Source organism: Sphingobacterium gobiense (assembly GCF_002980575.1).
GTDB lineage: Bacteria > Bacteroidota > Bacteroidia > Sphingobacteriales > Sphingobacteriaceae > Sphingobacterium > Sphingobacterium gobiense.
The window spans coordinates 58295-75136 of record NZ_PVBS01000001.1; the positions used below are offsets into that span (position 1 = coordinate 58295).

The following is a 16842-nucleotide window of genomic DNA, read 5'->3' on the forward strand; positions in this document are numbered from 1 at the left end:
TCTAAATTAGAGGCATAAAACAAAGAATAATTATGAAGTCTTTTTTTAAATACGTTTTAGCGACTATCACAGGAACGATCATCGTTTTTGCTATTTTATTTATTGTGATGATTGGATTTATCACAGCTACGGTCAGTAATATGGGATCGAAAGAGGAGGTCTATGTTCCCTCAAGCGCGGTACTCTACGTTTCGTTAGATTACGATATTCCTGAACGTACATCATCGAATCCCTGGGAGAGCATGAGCCTGCCCGGATATGGCGAGATGAAATCGCTCGGATTAAACGATATTATTTCCCGTATCGCGGCAGCAAAAGAAGATGATCGTATAAAAGGGATATATCTCAATCCTAGATATGTTAATACCGGTATGGCGAGTTTGAAAGAAATTCGGGATGCGTTAGTTGATTTTAAATCCTCTGGTAAGTTTATTGTGGCGCATAGTGATGTCTATACACAAAAAGCATATTATATAGCATCGGTAGCCGACGAAATTTATATGAATCCTGAAGGCTCTCTGGAGTTTAAAGGACTTTCTGCCTCGATCATGTTTATGAAAGAAGCGTTGGATAAATTGGGCGTAGAGATGCAGGTTGTCAAAGTGGGTACCTATAAATCGGCTGTTGAACCTTTTATCTTGAATGAAATGAGCGATGCTAACAGGGAACAGATGACTGCCTATTTGGGGAGCATGTATAGTGCTTTCCTGGAAAACGTGTCGGAAGGAAGGCAGATTTCGGCCGATACCCTTAAAAATATTGCGGATAACTTTTTAATAAGAAATGCTGATGATGCTGTACAATATAAATTTATAGATGGTAAATGTTATAAAGACGAAGTACTCTCCAAGTTAAAAGAGCGGTTGGAAGTAGATGAAAAAAAGGATGTTCCTGCGGTTTCCTTGTTAGATTATAATAAAGACGGAAAAACGGAAACAAAAGGCGATCGTGTAGCCGTGCTGTATGCGTATGGTGATATTGTTGATGGCGAAGGTATGGAAGGTAATATCGGTGGAGATAAACTTTCTCGGGAACTACGGAAATTACGTCGTGACGATCGGGTGAAAGCCGTAGTGTTGCGGGTAAATTCACCAGGTGGTTCTGCGCTGGCATCCGACATTATTGCCCGTGAGGTAGAGTTAACGAAGAAGGTAAAGCCTATTATGGTATCGATGGGAGACTACGCCGCTTCCGGTGGATATTATATTTCTACCATGGCTGATTCTATTTTTGCTGAAAAGGAAACACTTACCGGTTCTATAGGTGTGTTTGGCTTGATTCCTAATCTTCAAGGACTGCTCAATAATAAATTGGGGATACGTGTGGATGAGGTCAAAACAGGCAAATTTGCAGATCTGATGACTTCTGTTGACCGCCCGTTGACGGAAGAGGAGAAGGTCATTATACAGGGAGAAGTTAACCGTATTTATGATACATTTACGGGCAAAGTGGCTGCAGGTCGAAATATGGAAGTGTCTACTGTGGATAGTCTTGGACAGGGTAGAGTGTGGACAGGAAGCCAGGCGTTGGAACATAGATTGATAGACGGTATTGGAAACCTTGATCGGGCCATACAAGCTGCGGCTGCAAAAGCAAAATTGAAAGATTATAGTATTCGGTATTATCCAACACAGAAAGATCCCTTCGCGGAATTATTTAGTACATCCAAAGAGCGGATAAAGATGTGGATGTTGGACGATGAACTGGGCGAATACAGAAAGCATATTGATCAGCTTCGTGCTGTATTAAAATCGTCTGGTATACAAGCCCGTATTCCGTATAGGGTTGAAATTAGATAAACGGAATATTCCTACTTTTTTCTATATTTAGGCCGCGGTTTAACCGGTGGTTATTACACATAAATAAAATGACATATATGAAGACTATTGATGATTTAAATTTCTCTGGAAAAAAGGCGTTGGTTCGAGTTGATTTTAACGTGCCTTTGGATGAGAGTTTTAATATAACGGATGATAATCGTATACAAGGTGCGACTCCCACTATCAAAAAAATTTTAGCAGATGGCGGTGCGGTTATACTAATGTCTCATTTGGGACGACCAAAAGAAGGACCTACTGACAAATATTCGTTGAAACATATTGTCGGCCATCTCTCAAGAGTATTGGGTGTTGATGTGCAGTTTGCCGGCGACTGTATAGGAGAGGATGCTATGCAAAAAAGTGTAGCGCTAAAAGGTGGAGAAGTGCTTCTTTTGGAGAACTTGCGTTTTTATAAAGAAGAAGAAAAGGGAGACGTTGCATTTGCGGAAAAGCTGGCGAAATTGGGCGATGTGTACGTAAATGATGCTTTTGGTACAGCACACCGTGCGCACGCGTCTACAGCTATTGTTGCACAATTCTTTCCAAACAACAAATATGCTGGTTATTTGATGGCAGCGGAGATTAATAATGCGGAGAAAGTATTGAACAAGCCGGAACGTCCTTTTACGGCAATTATGGGTGGGGCAAAGGTTTCAGACAAAATCCAGTTGATTGAGGCCCTTTTGGATAAAGTGGATAATTTGATTATTGGTGGAGGAATGGCCTATACGTTTGTGAAAGCGCGTGGAGGAGAAATTGGAAAATCTTTGGTCGAATTAGATAAATTGGATTTGGCCAATGAGTTAGTGAAAAAGGCGGATGAAAAGGGTGTGAATTTGGTACTTCCTACCGATGCACAGATCGCTGATAAATTTGCAAATGACGCGGATACCTACAACGGTCCGAACGACCGAATTCCTACAGATAGAGAAGGATTGGATATTGGGTCGGAATCTTCTGAGCATTTTGCAGAGGTTATCAGTGCATCGAATACGTTGTTGTGGAATGGGCCTATGGGTGTTTTTGAGTTTGATACATTCGCGAAGGGTACGAAGGCGGTTGCAGATGCAGTAGTAAAAGCTACTGAACGCGGTGCTTTTTCCCTTATTGGTGGTGGTGATTCGGCTGCTGCGGTGTCTAAGTTTGGCATGACTGAGCATGTCAGCTATGTCAGTACAGGTGGCGGTGCTTTATTAGAATATATGGAGGGTAAGATATTACCGGGCGTGAAAGCTTTAGAAGACTAACAATAACATATATCATAATGAAAATAGGGCAGACTTATTAGTCTGCCTTATTTGTTAAAGTGGTGAAGCGGAATAGCGCTATTTCCTGCTTTATTTACAGTTACACGGAAAAAACGTTAGATCATTCCATAATATCGTTTAGTTATATTAAAAAGCCGTTATACTGGAAAATAACATCGTTTATTCATAATAAAAAATCGTTAGTACTTATTATCATACCGTTTTAATATCATAAATAAACGTTAGACTATATAATGCCAACGTTATATTGTAATAATAAACCGTTATATTATATTATATCATCGTTTTGTTATTTTTATAAATCGTTATATTAAATTACAATGACGTTTAATTGTAATGATAAGACGTTTATTCATTTTATAATAACGTTATATTATAGTATAGTAACGTTAAGTTATGATGACAGCACCCGACGATACCATCCGTTGCGGCACTCGTCCTAATAACGACTTTTCCTCGTTTGCATGTTTTCGTTCGAGAATAAATAAAAACGCTATGCAGCGGGTTCGGACAGTGTTTGATTGATTACCTCCCGTTTTATCGCCATTGTTTTGGCAAAGATACCGTCCCGTTAATTTGATTTTTAATAACTATAACTAAATCCAAATGTGGGGATGATTTTGCTAGACGCTGTGTTGTCATTGACATATGTGAGTCTCGTTGATACGTTGATATCCGGCAACACATATCTAAATACGTTTAAGTCAGCCGATAACCCTATACCAAAACTTTTGGGAGTTAAGCTTTCGTCCACATTTTGGAAATCCGAAAATAACAATCCTTGAAAACGTTTAATATAAGCGAGAGAACCAATACTCCAATCGGGATAGAAAAGAGGAAGTCTGTAATTTGCCATCGCCGTATTATGGACAATTGGGGAATTAAAATGACCCCATCCCGAAACCATCGGAATATCATATGTTCCTAAATATATGCCGTTGTTCTTTTGCGCAGCAAACCGCAATTGCAAGCTGTGATTTGTCCACAAGCCCGGGAAATAGAAGTTGGTGCGTAACGATAGTACTTCTCCAGATGAGCCTGTAGTAAATGGGCGATGACGAAAGGTAACGCTGAAGTTTTGTCCCCAGCGTGGCGCCAGATCCATCTTGCTTCGCATGCTATTTCTATTGATATACACTTGATAATTCAAAGGGAAAGCAATAACATCCTGGAAATTTTGCAGCTGTAAGCTGGTGTTGTAGCGTTTTGTATAGGATGTGCCAAAATTAAAACCGTAACTGTATACGATATTGCGCCGATATACGGAAAGCGGGATAGACATTTCGAAGATTGCATGATGATCGCGGTAATCAAACATTATGATATTATTCGGATCATTCCCGGATACGGCATTGCCTACCATCCCCCTATTCATGTATCGGGCAGTGAATGTCGGAAAGTAACGCTTATAGGCTACTTCCGCAGAATAATGACTTTTTGCTATGTCTGGATCAAACTCATAACCGAGTTTAACCTGCGTGGTGTTTAATATGTCGTTTGATAACCAGAATATTCCCGGAATATAATTGTCAAAACTTTCAAAATTGGAGCCACTGATAGATAAACTGTGAAAATTGATAGCGTGCGTGCTAGGATTGTAGTTTTTAACAACGATTGAAGAAGTCGACTCATTCGACAAACTGTCTTTTTGTACTTTGTCCAATGTCGGGGAAGCGTACGGGAAACGGAATGGCTTCGGTTGCTCTATCGTAGAAAGCACGATTTTCTTCTGCGCAAGTTTGTATCCGTTATGTTGATAATCGTTATATAACAACCATCCATTGGTGGCTATTGACGGGTTGAACGCACCAAATGCAGCGTCTGTTAGCTTATGTTGTCCGGTAGTCTTGTTGAATAGGTAGATGTTATCGATACCGTCATTGTGTGCCTTGAAAATAATATCGTCATGATAATAAAACGGACGTTCCAATTGCTGATTTCCCCACGGAAGGACGAGATCAAAATCTTTCGTTATGAGGTTGAATTCCACTAGATTCGTTCCTTGTTCCGTAACGGCGATAGCCACCACTTTTTCGCCGGAGGGATGGTATTTCGGTTGCTGCATATGCATTCCATCAGGAACGGCAACGCTATCCAGTATATTGCCGTTTTTCGAATCTAATATAATCAATCTGCTTATATTCGCCGGATTTACTTCGACAACGACTATTTCATCACGAAAAGGATGAAATGCAGGAGAGTAATAGCGGGATGCTTTCGTCAGCGTTTTGGTACGTCCGGTTTCCGTATTATATATATTGATTACATTGTATGTCTGTTTACCAAATCGAGCGTGTTTGCGATATTCGTCCCAAACGATCTCCTTGTTTCGAAGATGAAAATAAGGTGTTATTTGTATGCCTGTTTTGACGACACCGGTCTCATTTCCCAGGCTATCCAAACGCGTGATTTCATTAACGGCGGTAGGAGCGTATTTAAGTACATATATTTCTTGGCTTCCATCCATTTGCGGTAATAAATAATCGCTAGGATACCGACTATTTTTCGCAGGTAGATTCGGATCATCCGGTGAAATAGGCGATTCTTGTTTCCATTTTTTTGTTAGTTCCAAGATGGTGCTGTCAAAAATCTCGGCTGGCTTTTCTCCCGAAACTAATTTCACTGCTCGTTGGAAATTGAAGGGGCGTAATAACTTGCCGCGCATATCGGTCAGTATTTTCTCGTGACTGGCGATGCCATGATGATTGGTTAGGTAACTGCTCATGAAGAATCCAATCGTATAATAGGAGGGAACATTATCTTTAAAAGAGCCCAAGACGTACTTATTGAAATCATATGATTTACCAGAAAGTATATTGGCGCGCATAGGCATTTCCCATGAAGGAAGTCGTCCGCGTCCCCCTTCACTATACATCGTTTCAACCTGTACAGCATCTCCTTCAAAATACCAGGCGGGTAAGTTCAAACCATAAAGGGCGAAAGCGAGTTGCTCGAAAAAAGGGGCTTTTAATTTCCCTGTCAATTTGTCAAATTGAGCGACATGTCGAAGCTCATGCAGTGCTAAATTTGAAAGCCATTCTTGATTATCAGCAGTGGAGGAGGGAACCGGGAATAATTCGGATTTTCGAGGAGCGAGTTGTACAAAACCGTTTGGAGTAAGATGGTTTCCCTGTAAAACCAATGTTATTTTTGGAGGAGAAACTTTTAAATTTTCACGACTTTCTCGCTGCATTTTTGGAAGTTGTTTAGCCAGTTTTTTTGCTGCACTTTCTAACATGTTCGGGAAGATCAACCGGAAATTTTCGGTATTAATCTGTCGCCATTTAATAGAAGAATGGGCTTGGTCATTGTCAATAATTTGACCATTTGATATATGTGAACTATTTAATAATATTAATAACGATAATATGCTGATAAATAAGTTCTTGTTCATGTTTTTATGTTGGATTATGAGTTAATGCTAATATTGTTAGTTTATTTTTCTGTTCTTATATGTATTGTTAGTTGTTGTAAATATTGTTAATTCATTGATTTTTATTGTCATATTATTTTTTTGTCGTCGTAATTATTTATTGATATAGCGTATGTTTTTAGGCGATTATTAGTGGGCCGAGATGTCAATAGAAATATATTGCTTTTTGCTATTGAAGTTCTTTCTTTCCGCAAGATAAGATAAAATTTTAAATTCATTACGATTGATGTGCTGTTCTGTCAACCGCAAAAATCCATAAAATATCATATGAAAAAAAAAGAAGCTTCTAGAAACTAGTATAGTTAAGCCTGAAGGGGTGTAATTTTATTTAGGTTTGCTCGTCTCTATAACAACATTCCGCCATTGTGCACAGTGTATTTTATGAATAATGATCGTTAATGAAGTGCTAGAAAATAGTGATTTCGTTTAGTGACACATTGTCATAATAGGCGATTCTTAAACGGGTTTGTTGGCTGTTAAAAATAAGCCATTTCAAAAAAAAAGTATTAGCTATTCCCAATTAAAAAAGCGACTTTTGCTCCGACAAAATTAATTGGATACCAATGTAGGATATATAAAAATAGGAGAGCTTATGGAAGAATTAGAATTGCAGATAGAGCTTATTGAAAAGTGGATTGACTCCGGTGATATCGCCCAACTGCAAGATTTTCTAAACGAGCAGAACATCTCAGATGTCGAAGAGTTAATCGACGGACTTCCAGAGTATGCTGCCCTATTTATAGAGACCCTTAATATAAACCGAGCCGTCCGCGTTTTCGGTATTTTGGATTTCCCGACCCAAGAGCGGATATTCAAAAAATTATCGGCAAGTAAAGCCCGTGAGCTAATTAATGAGATGCCACCGGATGATCGTACCTCTTTTTTTAGCGAACTGAAGGGAGATGTGGTAAAGCAACTGATTATTCTGTTATCTCCAGATGAACGAAAAGAAGCTTTGTCCCTTCTCGGATATCCGGAAGATAGTGTAGGGCGATTGATGACACCGGATTATATTACGGTGAAGCCCCATTGGACTATTACCCGAGTGTTGGAACATGTGAGGCGTTATGGTAACGCATCCGAGACAATTGATGTGCTCTATGTTATCGATCGTGAAGGGCGCTTAATGGATGACATTCGTATTCGGGATATCCTTATTTCAGATCCAGAGACAAAAGTTGAGAATCTAATCGATAATCGCTTAATATCATTGCATGCTGACGATCCGCAAGAGGAAGCGGTCAACGTGTTCCGGATGAACAATAGAGTTGCTCTTCCTGTCGTCGACGAGCAGGACATTATGCTGGGGATCGTAACGATAGATGACGTTCTTTGGGTAGCCAACGAAGAATATACGGAGGATATGCAGCGTATTGGAGGGACAGAAGCGTTAGATGAACCTTATCTAGATGTATCGATATTCCACCTCGTCAAGAAAAGAGGGGGATGGTTAATCGTACTTTTTCTTGGTCAGTTGTTGACCTTTAATGTATTGAAACATTATGAGGATAGGCTCTCCACTATTTTGGTTTTGTTGATGCCGGTTATCATGTCAAGTGGAGGAAATAGTGGTTCGCAAGCGTCGACATTGATTATTCAAGCGATGGCAATGGGAGAGGTCACTTTAAGAGATTGGTGGCGCGTCATGCGTCGGGAGATTCTTTCGGGGCTATTTTTAGGTCTTATTTTGGGTATACTCGGATTTGCTCGGATTTCTGTTGATCAAGCTTTTAGCGGTGCGTATGGTGATATCTGGGTGTTATATGCTTTGGCAATCGCGTTTTCCTTGGTTGGTGTTGTTATGTGGGGATCGTTAATTGGGGCGATGCTGCCATTTGTGTTAAGGCGATTCGGTGCCGATCCGGCAAGTTCGTCTGCTCCTTTTGTCTCGACATTGGTGGATGTCACGGGCTTGATTATCTATTTCACTATTGCCACCCTAATTTTGGGTGGTGTAATCTTTTAAAAAATCTTCTTGGGTGTGAGTGAGTTGTATTTTTATCGCTTAAAATATTTGCAGAGTTCAGCGAAACTTCCGATAATTGCAGCAGCAAAACCACGGGAAGAAGCTTATCGAAAGTAGGGATGGTAAACATTCCAGGATAAAAAATAAGATTCCTCAGTAGCTCAGTTGGTTAGAGCATCTGACTGTTAATCAGAGGGTCACTGGTTCGAGCCCAGTCTGAGGAGCCCAATAAAGAGCCGTTTTTCGATAAGAAAAGCGGCTTTTTATTTTTGAAAAAATAATGATAGACCTTTGTTATACTCTGGTTCTTTTGTAAAACCGGGCAATTATCTTATTTTCGTTGTACCCATAATAAAAAAGAAACTAACACGAGCTTAAAACCTTTCAGTTTCTTCTCTATTTAGCAGTTGCGCCTTTCCTATACGTGTATGGTCAGCACCGGCAGCTGAACACAGCAGATTCAATCCGTTTATGATCACCAACGGTCGCATCATCGATATGGTGTCCAAAGGTATTTATCTCTTTGATGCAAAAAACGGGGAAAAGCTTGCTTATGCCGGCACGAAAGATTTAGGGACAGGTACCGTTAAATACAGTCATTTTTATGACGGCGAGGTACTGCTCTTTGGCATCAGTGGCGTCGGTCTTCTGGATTTTGAAGGCCATATCGTCGCCAGTATCCCCGCCAAAAATGTAAAAGGTTTTGCTGCTACAGGAGAGGAGATATGGTTATTGGAAAACAGAAAACTGACAAGAGTGGATGCTCAGCAGGGAATATAGTGGAAGAATTAACCGTGAGCTAATCAGACCATATCACCTTTAGTCCGTCCGGGAAAATACGTGTCATGAATAACGGAAGCCAAATCGAGCTTTTTTTGGTGGCTGATTACGTAATATCGACAATCGGTTTGACTACCTTTTTTAAGAGGCTATATTTTTCTTTAAAAATTTTTGAATATTAAAAACTAAGCTTTATCTTTGTGTCACTTTAGAAAAGCAGATTAAATCGCAGTCTAAGGTACCGAATTCCTGAATAGCTCAGTAGGTTAGCGTCCCGATACACCGGGATTAATCAGAGGCAGAACAGGAGCAACATAAAATTCCTCAGTAGCTCAGTTGGTTAGAGCATCTGACTGTTAATCAGAGGGTCACTGGTTCGAGCCCAGTCTGAGGAGCCAATAAAAAAGCTGTTTTTCGATGAGAAAAATAGCTTTTTTGCCTTTTATGGGGTAATCGAGCCACAAGTATCCGGTGCTGGTGGTAAAATTGACGCAAATAGCACCCCCTCTTTCGCAACAAATTTGTTGTATTCCCGTTGTATAATAACCCTTGATGATCAGGGCTAACGTCTATCGAATAAGGAGCATTAAAATATTTATAATGGCACATTAGCCACCATATGGGAAGCTGTTTTTACCGATGTGGGCGTAGCGTTGTTGGCTATATTGAATGCTATAAGGATACGGCGGATGACATGTTAGGTTAGCTTGCTGTACTCAATCTTAGCATGATGGCGGGGATCTCTCGGCAACCGCTGGAATTTTACGGTTGTTATCTTAAACGGTAGTTGTTGAAGCGCCGCTAGAACCTGTTCTTTTGTGGATTTTGTTTCCTTTGTTAGTTCAATAAATGCACGTATATTGTCGCCGTCAGAAAGAATCGTCCCCATTTCCACGCCGTTGATCGACTGCACGAAGTTTTCAAAAACAAAAGTAGAAAGCCAATCTTCGCCTTGCGGGATGAGCGTATTGCACCTTCCAGTGAGGAAGAGGCGTCCATCTCGGATATAACCACTATCACCGGTCCGGTGCCAGTAGACACCATCGATGAGGATTTTATTCACCCGAAGGGCGTGTTCATTTTTGTAATATTGTGAGAGCACATGGGGGCCGGCGACAATGATTTCTCCCCATACACCCTCCGGCTGTTGCATACGTTCAAACGCCTCCAAAGAAATACCGAAAAGAGGTTTATTTGTAATCGGAATAATTTTCACCTGTGTTTTATGAAAGATTGCACCGACCGGTATACCGCTTTTTAAGTTGAATGGAGACGTTTCGGATGCCAGTTCGTCAACGGCAATGGAGCTAATAGGCTCAGCTTCCGTAGAGCCGTAGAGAATTCGAACATTTTTAGCCGGGAATGCCTTGTTGTATAGTTTCGCTTCTTTTAAAAATACAGGTGCGCCACCGGTAAAGATATCGTTCAATTCCGGCAATGGAATTTTATGCTCGGAAACATGTTCGGCAATATATTTGATAAAGTAGGGGGAAGCCACCAGTCTGGTAACACGATGATCCAAAAGCTGTCTTACGATTCTTTTCCGCTGAATCTTCGTAGGTTTCGATGGATTGAAGTCGGCAATCACCGAAGTCGATCCCACGGCAAGATTGATAAGTAAAACAATAGGTAGTACCGACATATCGACATCCGAAGGTTTTGCCTTGATTTCCTCTTCCAGCGCTTTAAACTGTTCGTATAAAAAGCCATGTGTCCGCAGTGCTGCCTTCGGCGTTCCGGTACTGCCTGTCGTAAAGGTAATAAGTGCTGCGTCTTCCAACAGTGTCTGACACATTTGGTCATTTCCAACTCCAGAATAAGACAATCCTAACTTGATCGGAATCTGCCGGATGCCTTTAGAAAAGAAACGCAGCACATGGGCTTTCCAACTACCCACGAACGCTTTGCAATCAGCGATTTGGCAACATGTATCCAGACGATCTATCTTGCTCCATTGATCGACAAAGACGACGGTTGCTCCCAGATAGAACAGCGCCAGCACATTTCGGTAGAGATCAATGCCCATCGGTACAAACAGTAAGACCCGATCACCTTTTAGGATTCCTTTTCGTTTGAAATAATTTGCCGTTTGCCGAACATGCCTCGCAAGTTCTGAAAAAGTAATTTTATCACCGTTTTTATCCCAGATAGCCGTTTTGTTAGGATACTCTTCGGCGGTATGAATAAACAGATCCACAATGTTAAATGGCTTTTCCATAGAGCGTGTAGGTTTTTAACAGATGTCCATCGTACTGATCGGATAGGGAAGTCGCATCTCCCTCGTCAATCATCAAAGCATAAATAATCTGTTGATATTTTTTCGCTACGGCTTTTTGATAAAATTCATTAACTAATACTAATCCTAGACCCCGATATAGTCGTTTGGGACTACGGGCAAGTGTTTTGATGATTAAGGTTTTGCCAGCTCGGTTGAAAAGATCATCTGTGCCCAGCAGAACGCCAACAATTTCACCCTCATGTTCCGCAATTTGGACAAACTCGGGTTTCAATACAGATTGCAACGGTAGGTATTTTTCTAAAAAAGACGATTCGCTTATCGGACTGTACAGAAAGTTCTGTTTAAAAGAGTCGTGTAAAAACGGGTATAGCTTTTTTAAGTCAGCCACGTAATTGTCCTTATCTAATCCCCGAATGATAACCCCATCACGAAGCAACCTGCTTTTTAACTTGTCAATTTTTTCATTTTGTCGTGGAGCAACGGTGGCTATGGCCGAATAATAATGCGCTAACGGCTTGAAGCCTATTGATTTCCACTGCATGGCATAGTAAGGTTCGTGCTTCATCTCCATAAAGAATAAGGGTTTTTGGGGATGGTCATGAAAGCGGTAGTTTTCCCAGGTAGAACCGTTCATTGGACCGATAAGAAAATCTACGCCTTGCTCTATAGCTCGTTTTTCGATGTTCTGAAACAGTTTATGTACCGCCTCTTCGTTTTCCTGTGCCTCGTATGCACCCACTAGGGCAACATTTCTATCTTTATATGAAATACTCTTATTGATGTACAAAACGGCTTTTGCGAGATAAACATCTTGCTGTTTTACCGCGATGCCTGTATAGTAATGATCGGTGGGCATACGTTCATTCCTCTGCGATACATTTATTTGGGCAAATGTGTCGGATTGTTCTTTGGTATAGATTTCGATGACCATTAGATTATCCATGATTGTGTCAATAACATACTCGCTATGACTGTAAACGGAATCGACACGTTATCGTAGCCGTCACGGCTAACAGCTTCGGCAATAGTAGACCATAATGCTATAAATGCGAAAGCGAATACCTTACCCGTATTCATGTCTGATAAATACAGGTATCGCCAACTGATGACAGCAATCAAAAAGGCGCTGATAAAGAAGGCTAAGGACCCTGTTGCGGTTTTCGTAGCTCCAGCTATTCGATAATAACCCCACGGCCATTTTTTACCGCACAATGCAGCCAAAGGATCGCTAATAGCGAGTACCATAATGGGAAGATAATAATAGATATATTGATAGCCTTGATGGCTGTATGCAAGGTAGCAACCATAAACAGCTACTGGATAAGCTAGGCTACCTACCGATTTGCGGTCGATTGCGTTGATAGATTTTAGCAGGTGGAAGCGTAGCGAACAGATTAGTATTACTGCAAATGAAGCACATAATAACAGTACCCACCAATGATTGTCCAGTAGTACAGGGAAAAGTAAGGCCAGCAGTCCGGTACCGAGATGCACAAACTTTCTTGTCAACTCGACTTTTACTTTCAGGACGTGATACAAGAACTCTCCGAGTGCAAAGAGTACGAGATAACATCCTGCGAGGATAAGTGTATTTTTTAAGTTTGTTTCCATTACTTTTCTTCCACGATAAATTGATTGTAAAAGAAGCCGTTGTCATCCGCTGTCAGTTGCTGGGACAATTTGCTCAGATAGCGTACTTCGGACGGAAAAATACCGGAGATACGGCGTGGCACCATCAAATTCCAGTAGCCTATTCTGCCACCGTCAGCTAATAGCTGTATCAGTTTTTCCGCCGTTTCCGTAAAGAGGCTTTTATCCATGTATTCGAATATATTGGATAAATTCATGCTATCAAATTGTCCATAGTCTCGGGCTACCTGCTCGGCAAATCCTTGACGGATAACCAAGCTGTCCAAATTGCCTTTTATTTTATGATAAGATTCCGGTTGCAGATAATGGGGCAATAGTTCGCCGAAATTCCCTGTTAGGTTATAACGCAATATCGGATTTTGTTGGGCACCGACTTTTTTCAGCTGTTTTTCAGCTTTCTTGAAAATGTAAGAAGAAACGTCTATCCCTACTTCTTTTAGGAACTGCGGATCACGCCCCCATTTCCCCATGACCAAACGGCTAAAAAAGATATTGAAGAATAAACGCCAACGCCAGCTATTCCACTTTTTGTGGTAAAACTGGACTTGTTCCAATTCGTTCTTTGGTGCCAACAATTGCTCAACCCGTCCTTTACTGTGGATGAAAGGCAACACGCGTTTAGCAAACAGCTGAAAATACCGCTCGAATTTCCCTTGATGTATGATACCTCGGGTTATCGTATCGGTATGTCGTTCCCAATATTGACGCACATCAGCGGTTAATTCCTGTTTTAACTGTTGGAATAGTTTCAGTCTGTATGCTCCCGCCTGAAAACCTAGAAAAACAAGTACATCGTCATAATCCAAAGAACGGATAGCAGCTTTCTTCAATTCTACGAGATACAGTTGCGTCAGATTTACGTCTACAGCGACAACCAGTTCGGGATCAGTAATAAGCATAGAAAAGCTATTGTCCCCGGCGGAAGCGATGGATAAAATTTTCGAACCGCTTTTAGGCACCAATCCTTGGAGCAGTATTTCCGGATCTTCCCAACAATTGGCGTAGCGGATAATGCTAAAATCAACTCTTTTTTCCAGATTACCCATGCTGGTGACGTTCTTGTTCTTCTTCCAAAATCTTGATTTCACCTGTACTTCCATCCATCTCGATCCAATCGCCTGTTTTAACACGGGACAATAAACCTGCTACACTGACAATACAGGGAATCCCCATTTCCCGGGAAACGATCGCCGAATGACTCAGAAGGCTGCCACGTTCCACAATGATGGCTCCGGCGTTGGGAAAAAGCGTTACCCATCCGGGGTCGGTACTGGTCGTCACCAGAATATCGCCATCCAAGGAGTTGATTTCGTTTGGATGATGTACGACACGGGCTCTCGCTTTGACCTGTCCCGGACAGCAACCAATTCCTTTTAGGTCGCTGTCGGCTATTTCTATCTTGCTTTTGCTGTAAAAATCATTACTTTGGTACACAACGCCGTAAGTATCAATGCGTTCGGACGTCATAGGCATCTGCTGAAAGTGCTCGTGCTCTTCCTTGCGCACGGCAACGAGTGATTTTAGGTCGGTTGTTAAGCTCCGCCCTTCGATATAGGCAAAAATTTCTTCTTTGCTCAAAAAGAAGATATCACGATCAAATTCCAGTATATCTTCCTCGTAGAACCGCTTACCGATATAGGTGAAAATCTCCCGTACAATCCCAAAACCTCTGGTTCGTTCATAGCGTAGGTTTTCGCGCGCACTCACCAAATCCCGGGTACGATGCAGTGTTTTTTTGAAAATCCATTTTCGGAACGGTTTATGTCGCAACGCCTTTTTCATAACGGCTTCTGCGTCTGTCCGGAGCTTTTCCTCGATTTGATTTGAAGTTTTAGCTGTTGTGATGCCGGACTCGACGTACGATTTCAGCACCTGTACAAATCGCGATGGATCTTGCGTATAGGAAATGGTTTCCAACTTTAATTCCCCAACACATCGCTCCCCAAAATCTGTGATGTATTGTTCAATCATCTGTTTTGTTTTCTTGCTTTCGGGGAGATGGTCGTATAGCAAGAACTGCCAGATATCCTCGGGCGTTTCGCGGAGGAATACTTGTTTTAAATAGGGTGTATCTGAAATATAGGTCGCCATCTCGACACTGCGGTGGATTGGTTGTGTAGAGATGATGTCCGCACTACCACATAACAGATCATTGTGTATATTCGGGTGATTTTCTTTTGTATATTCTTCACAACGTTTTTTGAGCAAACCAAACCATATCATCGCAAAAAAATCATTGAGTAGCGGTGCTTTCCACTGATGAAGAAGTGTCCGTTCGAAATGCAGGTATAAATTCATCAATTCGTTGGCGTCCTTGGATTGAAAATCTATTCTTTTGTACTTGTCGATAGTGCGGTCCAATAAATTTTTAAACGCTATCCGCTGTTTGGGCAAGCTTCTGAAATGTCCATACATTTTTACGATCATTTTCAAAATACGTCTCCATGCTTTTCCTTTTGGCAATAGATAACTTTCGGGAATATCGAAGCTCTCTTTAACGCCCATCATTTGCTCCATGAAACGTGCATTTAGACTGTATCCTGGTAACATCGCCAATAAATGATACCAGGAGCGTAAATTGTAATATACCCGACCGTTGATGAACCCGAGCATATTCGCAAATACACGTGGATGGCGATGGATTGTTTGTTCGTCCACGCCCAATATGGATACAAATATTTTGTAGGCGGTTTTGTATGATTGGCTAATAAACGAAAAGGTCAACGGCGTGGTTACGCCGGGATAAGACTCAACGATATTACTGTTATCCCATACAACGTATTCGCTGGTCGGATCGGGTAATTTGGAGAGTCCCGTTATGGGGCGGGTCTGTAAGATATACAGGTTTTCGCCCTGGACAGCAAACTCTACGTCTTGGTACAACCCAAAGGATTTCCTTAGCTTCTCCAATAGTTCGTCCAGTTGCCAAAGGATTTCGTCAGCAACCGCTTGGTCATTTTGATTGATTCTTGGAACGTCTACCAATACGGTTCCACCTGCACCCCTCGCGTTGAACACCATTTTCTGTTTTTTGCGGACAGTCTGCCGATCGATAAGTCTGTTGGTGATGATATAGTGATCTGCTTCCAGCTCACCGGATACCAAACCCTCGCCCACACCAAATACAGCCGATATAAGTTTCTCTTTCCGGTGTCCATTGACGGGATTTATGCCAAAAGCGACTCCCGCAGCATCCGCATCAACCATCTCCTGTACAATAACGCCGATACCCAGACTTGGGCCGAGATGGTTTGCCTGTCGGTAAGAACGCACACGTTCTGAAAAAACGGAGCGCCAGACATCCTTTATGCGCTCCAATACCTGCTCCTTTTTTACGTACAGATAGCTTTCAAATTGTCCGGCAAAAGAATGTTGCCGTCCATCTTCGTCCAACGCAGAAGAACGTACTGCCAAATAGGTGACGTCAGCGAATAATTCGTTTAATTCGGCGTGTACGACAGGCGGGAAGACGTATCGGTCGATAGCATGCAATACATCTTTTGTATGCTCGATGGAGGATACATGTTTGAAAACTTCGGCGAGAAAATCAGCGGGTAATACGGCCCATTTCGGAACATGCACGCCTGACTGACCTAATTTCAATAGATTTTTGGCTTTACCGCCTATCGCCGGATGTTCTATATATTGATATTGATTACCTTGAATAAAAATCATTTGTTTCTTCT

General features: G+C 41.5%; 10 protein-coding genes and 2 tRNA genes. 6 read left to right on the forward strand and 6 right to left on the reverse strand.

The genetic code is table 11. The features are described 5' to 3' along the window. Window positions 1–32 precede the first annotated feature (32 nt). Together sppA and C5749_RS00250 are read left to right on the forward strand one after the other, a co-directional pair. A complete protein-coding gene (gene sppA, locus C5749_RS00245) occupies window positions 33–1799 on the forward strand; it encodes a signal peptide peptidase SppA (protein WP_105721949.1) in 1767 nt (588 codons plus the stop codon). 77 nt (window positions 1800–1876) lie between these two features. Beyond that, a complete protein-coding gene (locus tag C5749_RS00250) occupies window positions 1877–3067 on the forward strand; it encodes a phosphoglycerate kinase (protein ID WP_105725046.1) in 1191 nt (396 codons plus the stop codon). 604 nt (window positions 3068–3671) lie between these two features. Here the strand turns inward: C5749_RS00250 and C5749_RS00255 are convergent. Continuing rightward, window positions 3672–6482: a hypothetical protein gene (locus tag C5749_RS00255; protein ID WP_105721950.1), complete on the reverse strand. Its 2811-nt coding sequence runs from the start codon at window positions 6480–6482 to the stop codon at window positions 3672–3674. A gap of 631 nt (window positions 6483–7113) precedes the next feature. Here C5749_RS00255 and mgtE point away from each other — a divergent pair. The 4 genes from mgtE to C5749_RS00275 all read left to right on the forward strand — a co-directional run bounded on the left by mgtE (window position 7114) and on the right by C5749_RS00275 (window position 9665). Further along, window positions 7114–8487, forward strand: coding sequence for a magnesium transporter (gene mgtE, locus C5749_RS00260; protein ID WP_105725048.1), 1374 nt, complete (start codon window positions 7114–7116; stop codon window positions 8485–8487). A gap of 150 nt (window positions 8488–8637) precedes the next feature. Further along, a tRNA-Asn gene (locus C5749_RS00265) sits at window positions 8638–8711 on the forward strand. Window positions 8712–8958: 247 nt separating this feature from the next. Continuing rightward, window positions 8959–9267, forward strand: a complete 309-nt coding sequence (locus C5749_RS00270) for a hypothetical protein (RefSeq protein WP_146113634.1) — start codon at window positions 8959–8961, stop codon at window positions 9265–9267. Window positions 9268–9588: 321 nt separating this feature from the next. Next, window positions 9589–9665: transfer RNA gene (locus C5749_RS00275), tRNA-Asn, on the forward strand. A gap of 299 nt (window positions 9666–9964) precedes the next feature. Here the strand turns inward: C5749_RS00275 and C5749_RS00285 are convergent. The 5 genes from C5749_RS00285 to C5749_RS00305 are packed head-to-tail and all read right to left on the reverse strand — an operon-like array spanning window position 9965 to window position 16831. Further along, window positions 9965–11485 (reverse strand): AMP-binding protein, encoded by a 1521-nt coding sequence (locus C5749_RS00285; RefSeq protein WP_105721954.1) that lies wholly within the window; start codon window positions 11483–11485, stop codon window positions 9965–9967. Then, complete coding sequence (locus C5749_RS00290; RefSeq protein ID WP_105721956.1) at window positions 11469–12449, reverse strand: hypothetical protein; 981 nt, start codon at window positions 12447–12449, stop codon at window positions 11469–11471. The genes C5749_RS00285 and C5749_RS00290 overlap by 17 nt, the downstream gene beginning before the upstream one ends. Continuing rightward, window positions 12437–13117 (reverse strand): diacylglycerol/polyprenol kinase family protein, encoded by a 681-nt coding sequence (locus C5749_RS00295; protein WP_105721958.1) that lies wholly within the window; start codon window positions 13115–13117, stop codon window positions 12437–12439. Before C5749_RS00295 ends, C5749_RS00290 begins: the two co-directional genes overlap by 13 nt. Next, a complete protein-coding gene (locus C5749_RS00300; RefSeq protein WP_245893567.1) occupies window positions 13117–14244 on the reverse strand; it encodes a BtaA family protein in 1128 nt (375 codons plus the stop codon). The genes C5749_RS00295 and C5749_RS00300 overlap by 1 nt, the downstream gene beginning before the upstream one ends. Beyond that, window positions 14195–16831: a PEP/pyruvate-binding domain-containing protein gene (locus C5749_RS00305; protein ID WP_105721962.1), complete on the reverse strand. Its 2637-nt coding sequence runs from the start codon at window positions 16829–16831 to the stop codon at window positions 14195–14197. Before C5749_RS00305 ends, C5749_RS00300 begins: the two co-directional genes overlap by 50 nt. Window positions 16832–16842 lie beyond the last annotated feature (11 nt).

Excerpts from the sequence above, each read along its gene's own strand:
- sppA (WP_105721949.1), top strand. The coding sequence starts at position 33 with ATGAAGTCTTTTTTTAAATACGTTTTAGCGACTATCACAGGAACGATC.
- C5749_RS00250 (WP_105725046.1), top strand. The coding sequence starts at position 1,877 with ATGAAGACTATTGATGATTTAAATTTCTCTGGAAAAAAGGCGTTGGTT.
- C5749_RS00255 (WP_105721950.1), bottom strand. The coding sequence starts at position 6,482 with ATGAACAAGAACTTATTTATCAGCATATTATCGTTATTAATATTATTA.
- mgtE (WP_105725048.1), top strand. The coding sequence starts at position 7,114 with ATGGAAGAATTAGAATTGCAGATAGAGCTTATTGAAAAGTGGATTGAC.
- C5749_RS00270 (WP_146113634.1), top strand. The coding sequence starts at position 8,959 with ATGATCACCAACGGTCGCATCATCGATATGGTGTCCAAAGGTATTTAT.
- C5749_RS00285 (WP_105721954.1), bottom strand. The coding sequence starts at position 11,485 with ATGGAAAAGCCATTTAACATTGTGGATCTGTTTATTCATACCGCCGAA.
- C5749_RS00290 (WP_105721956.1), bottom strand. The coding sequence starts at position 12,449 with ATGGATAATCTAATGGTCATCGAAATCTATACCAAAGAACAATCCGAC.
- C5749_RS00295 (WP_105721958.1), bottom strand. The coding sequence starts at position 13,117 with ATGGAAACAAACTTAAAAAATACACTTATCCTCGCAGGATGTTATCTC.
- C5749_RS00305 (WP_105721962.1), bottom strand. The coding sequence starts at position 16,831 with ATGATTTTTATTCAAGGTAATCAATATCAATATATAGAACATCCGGCG.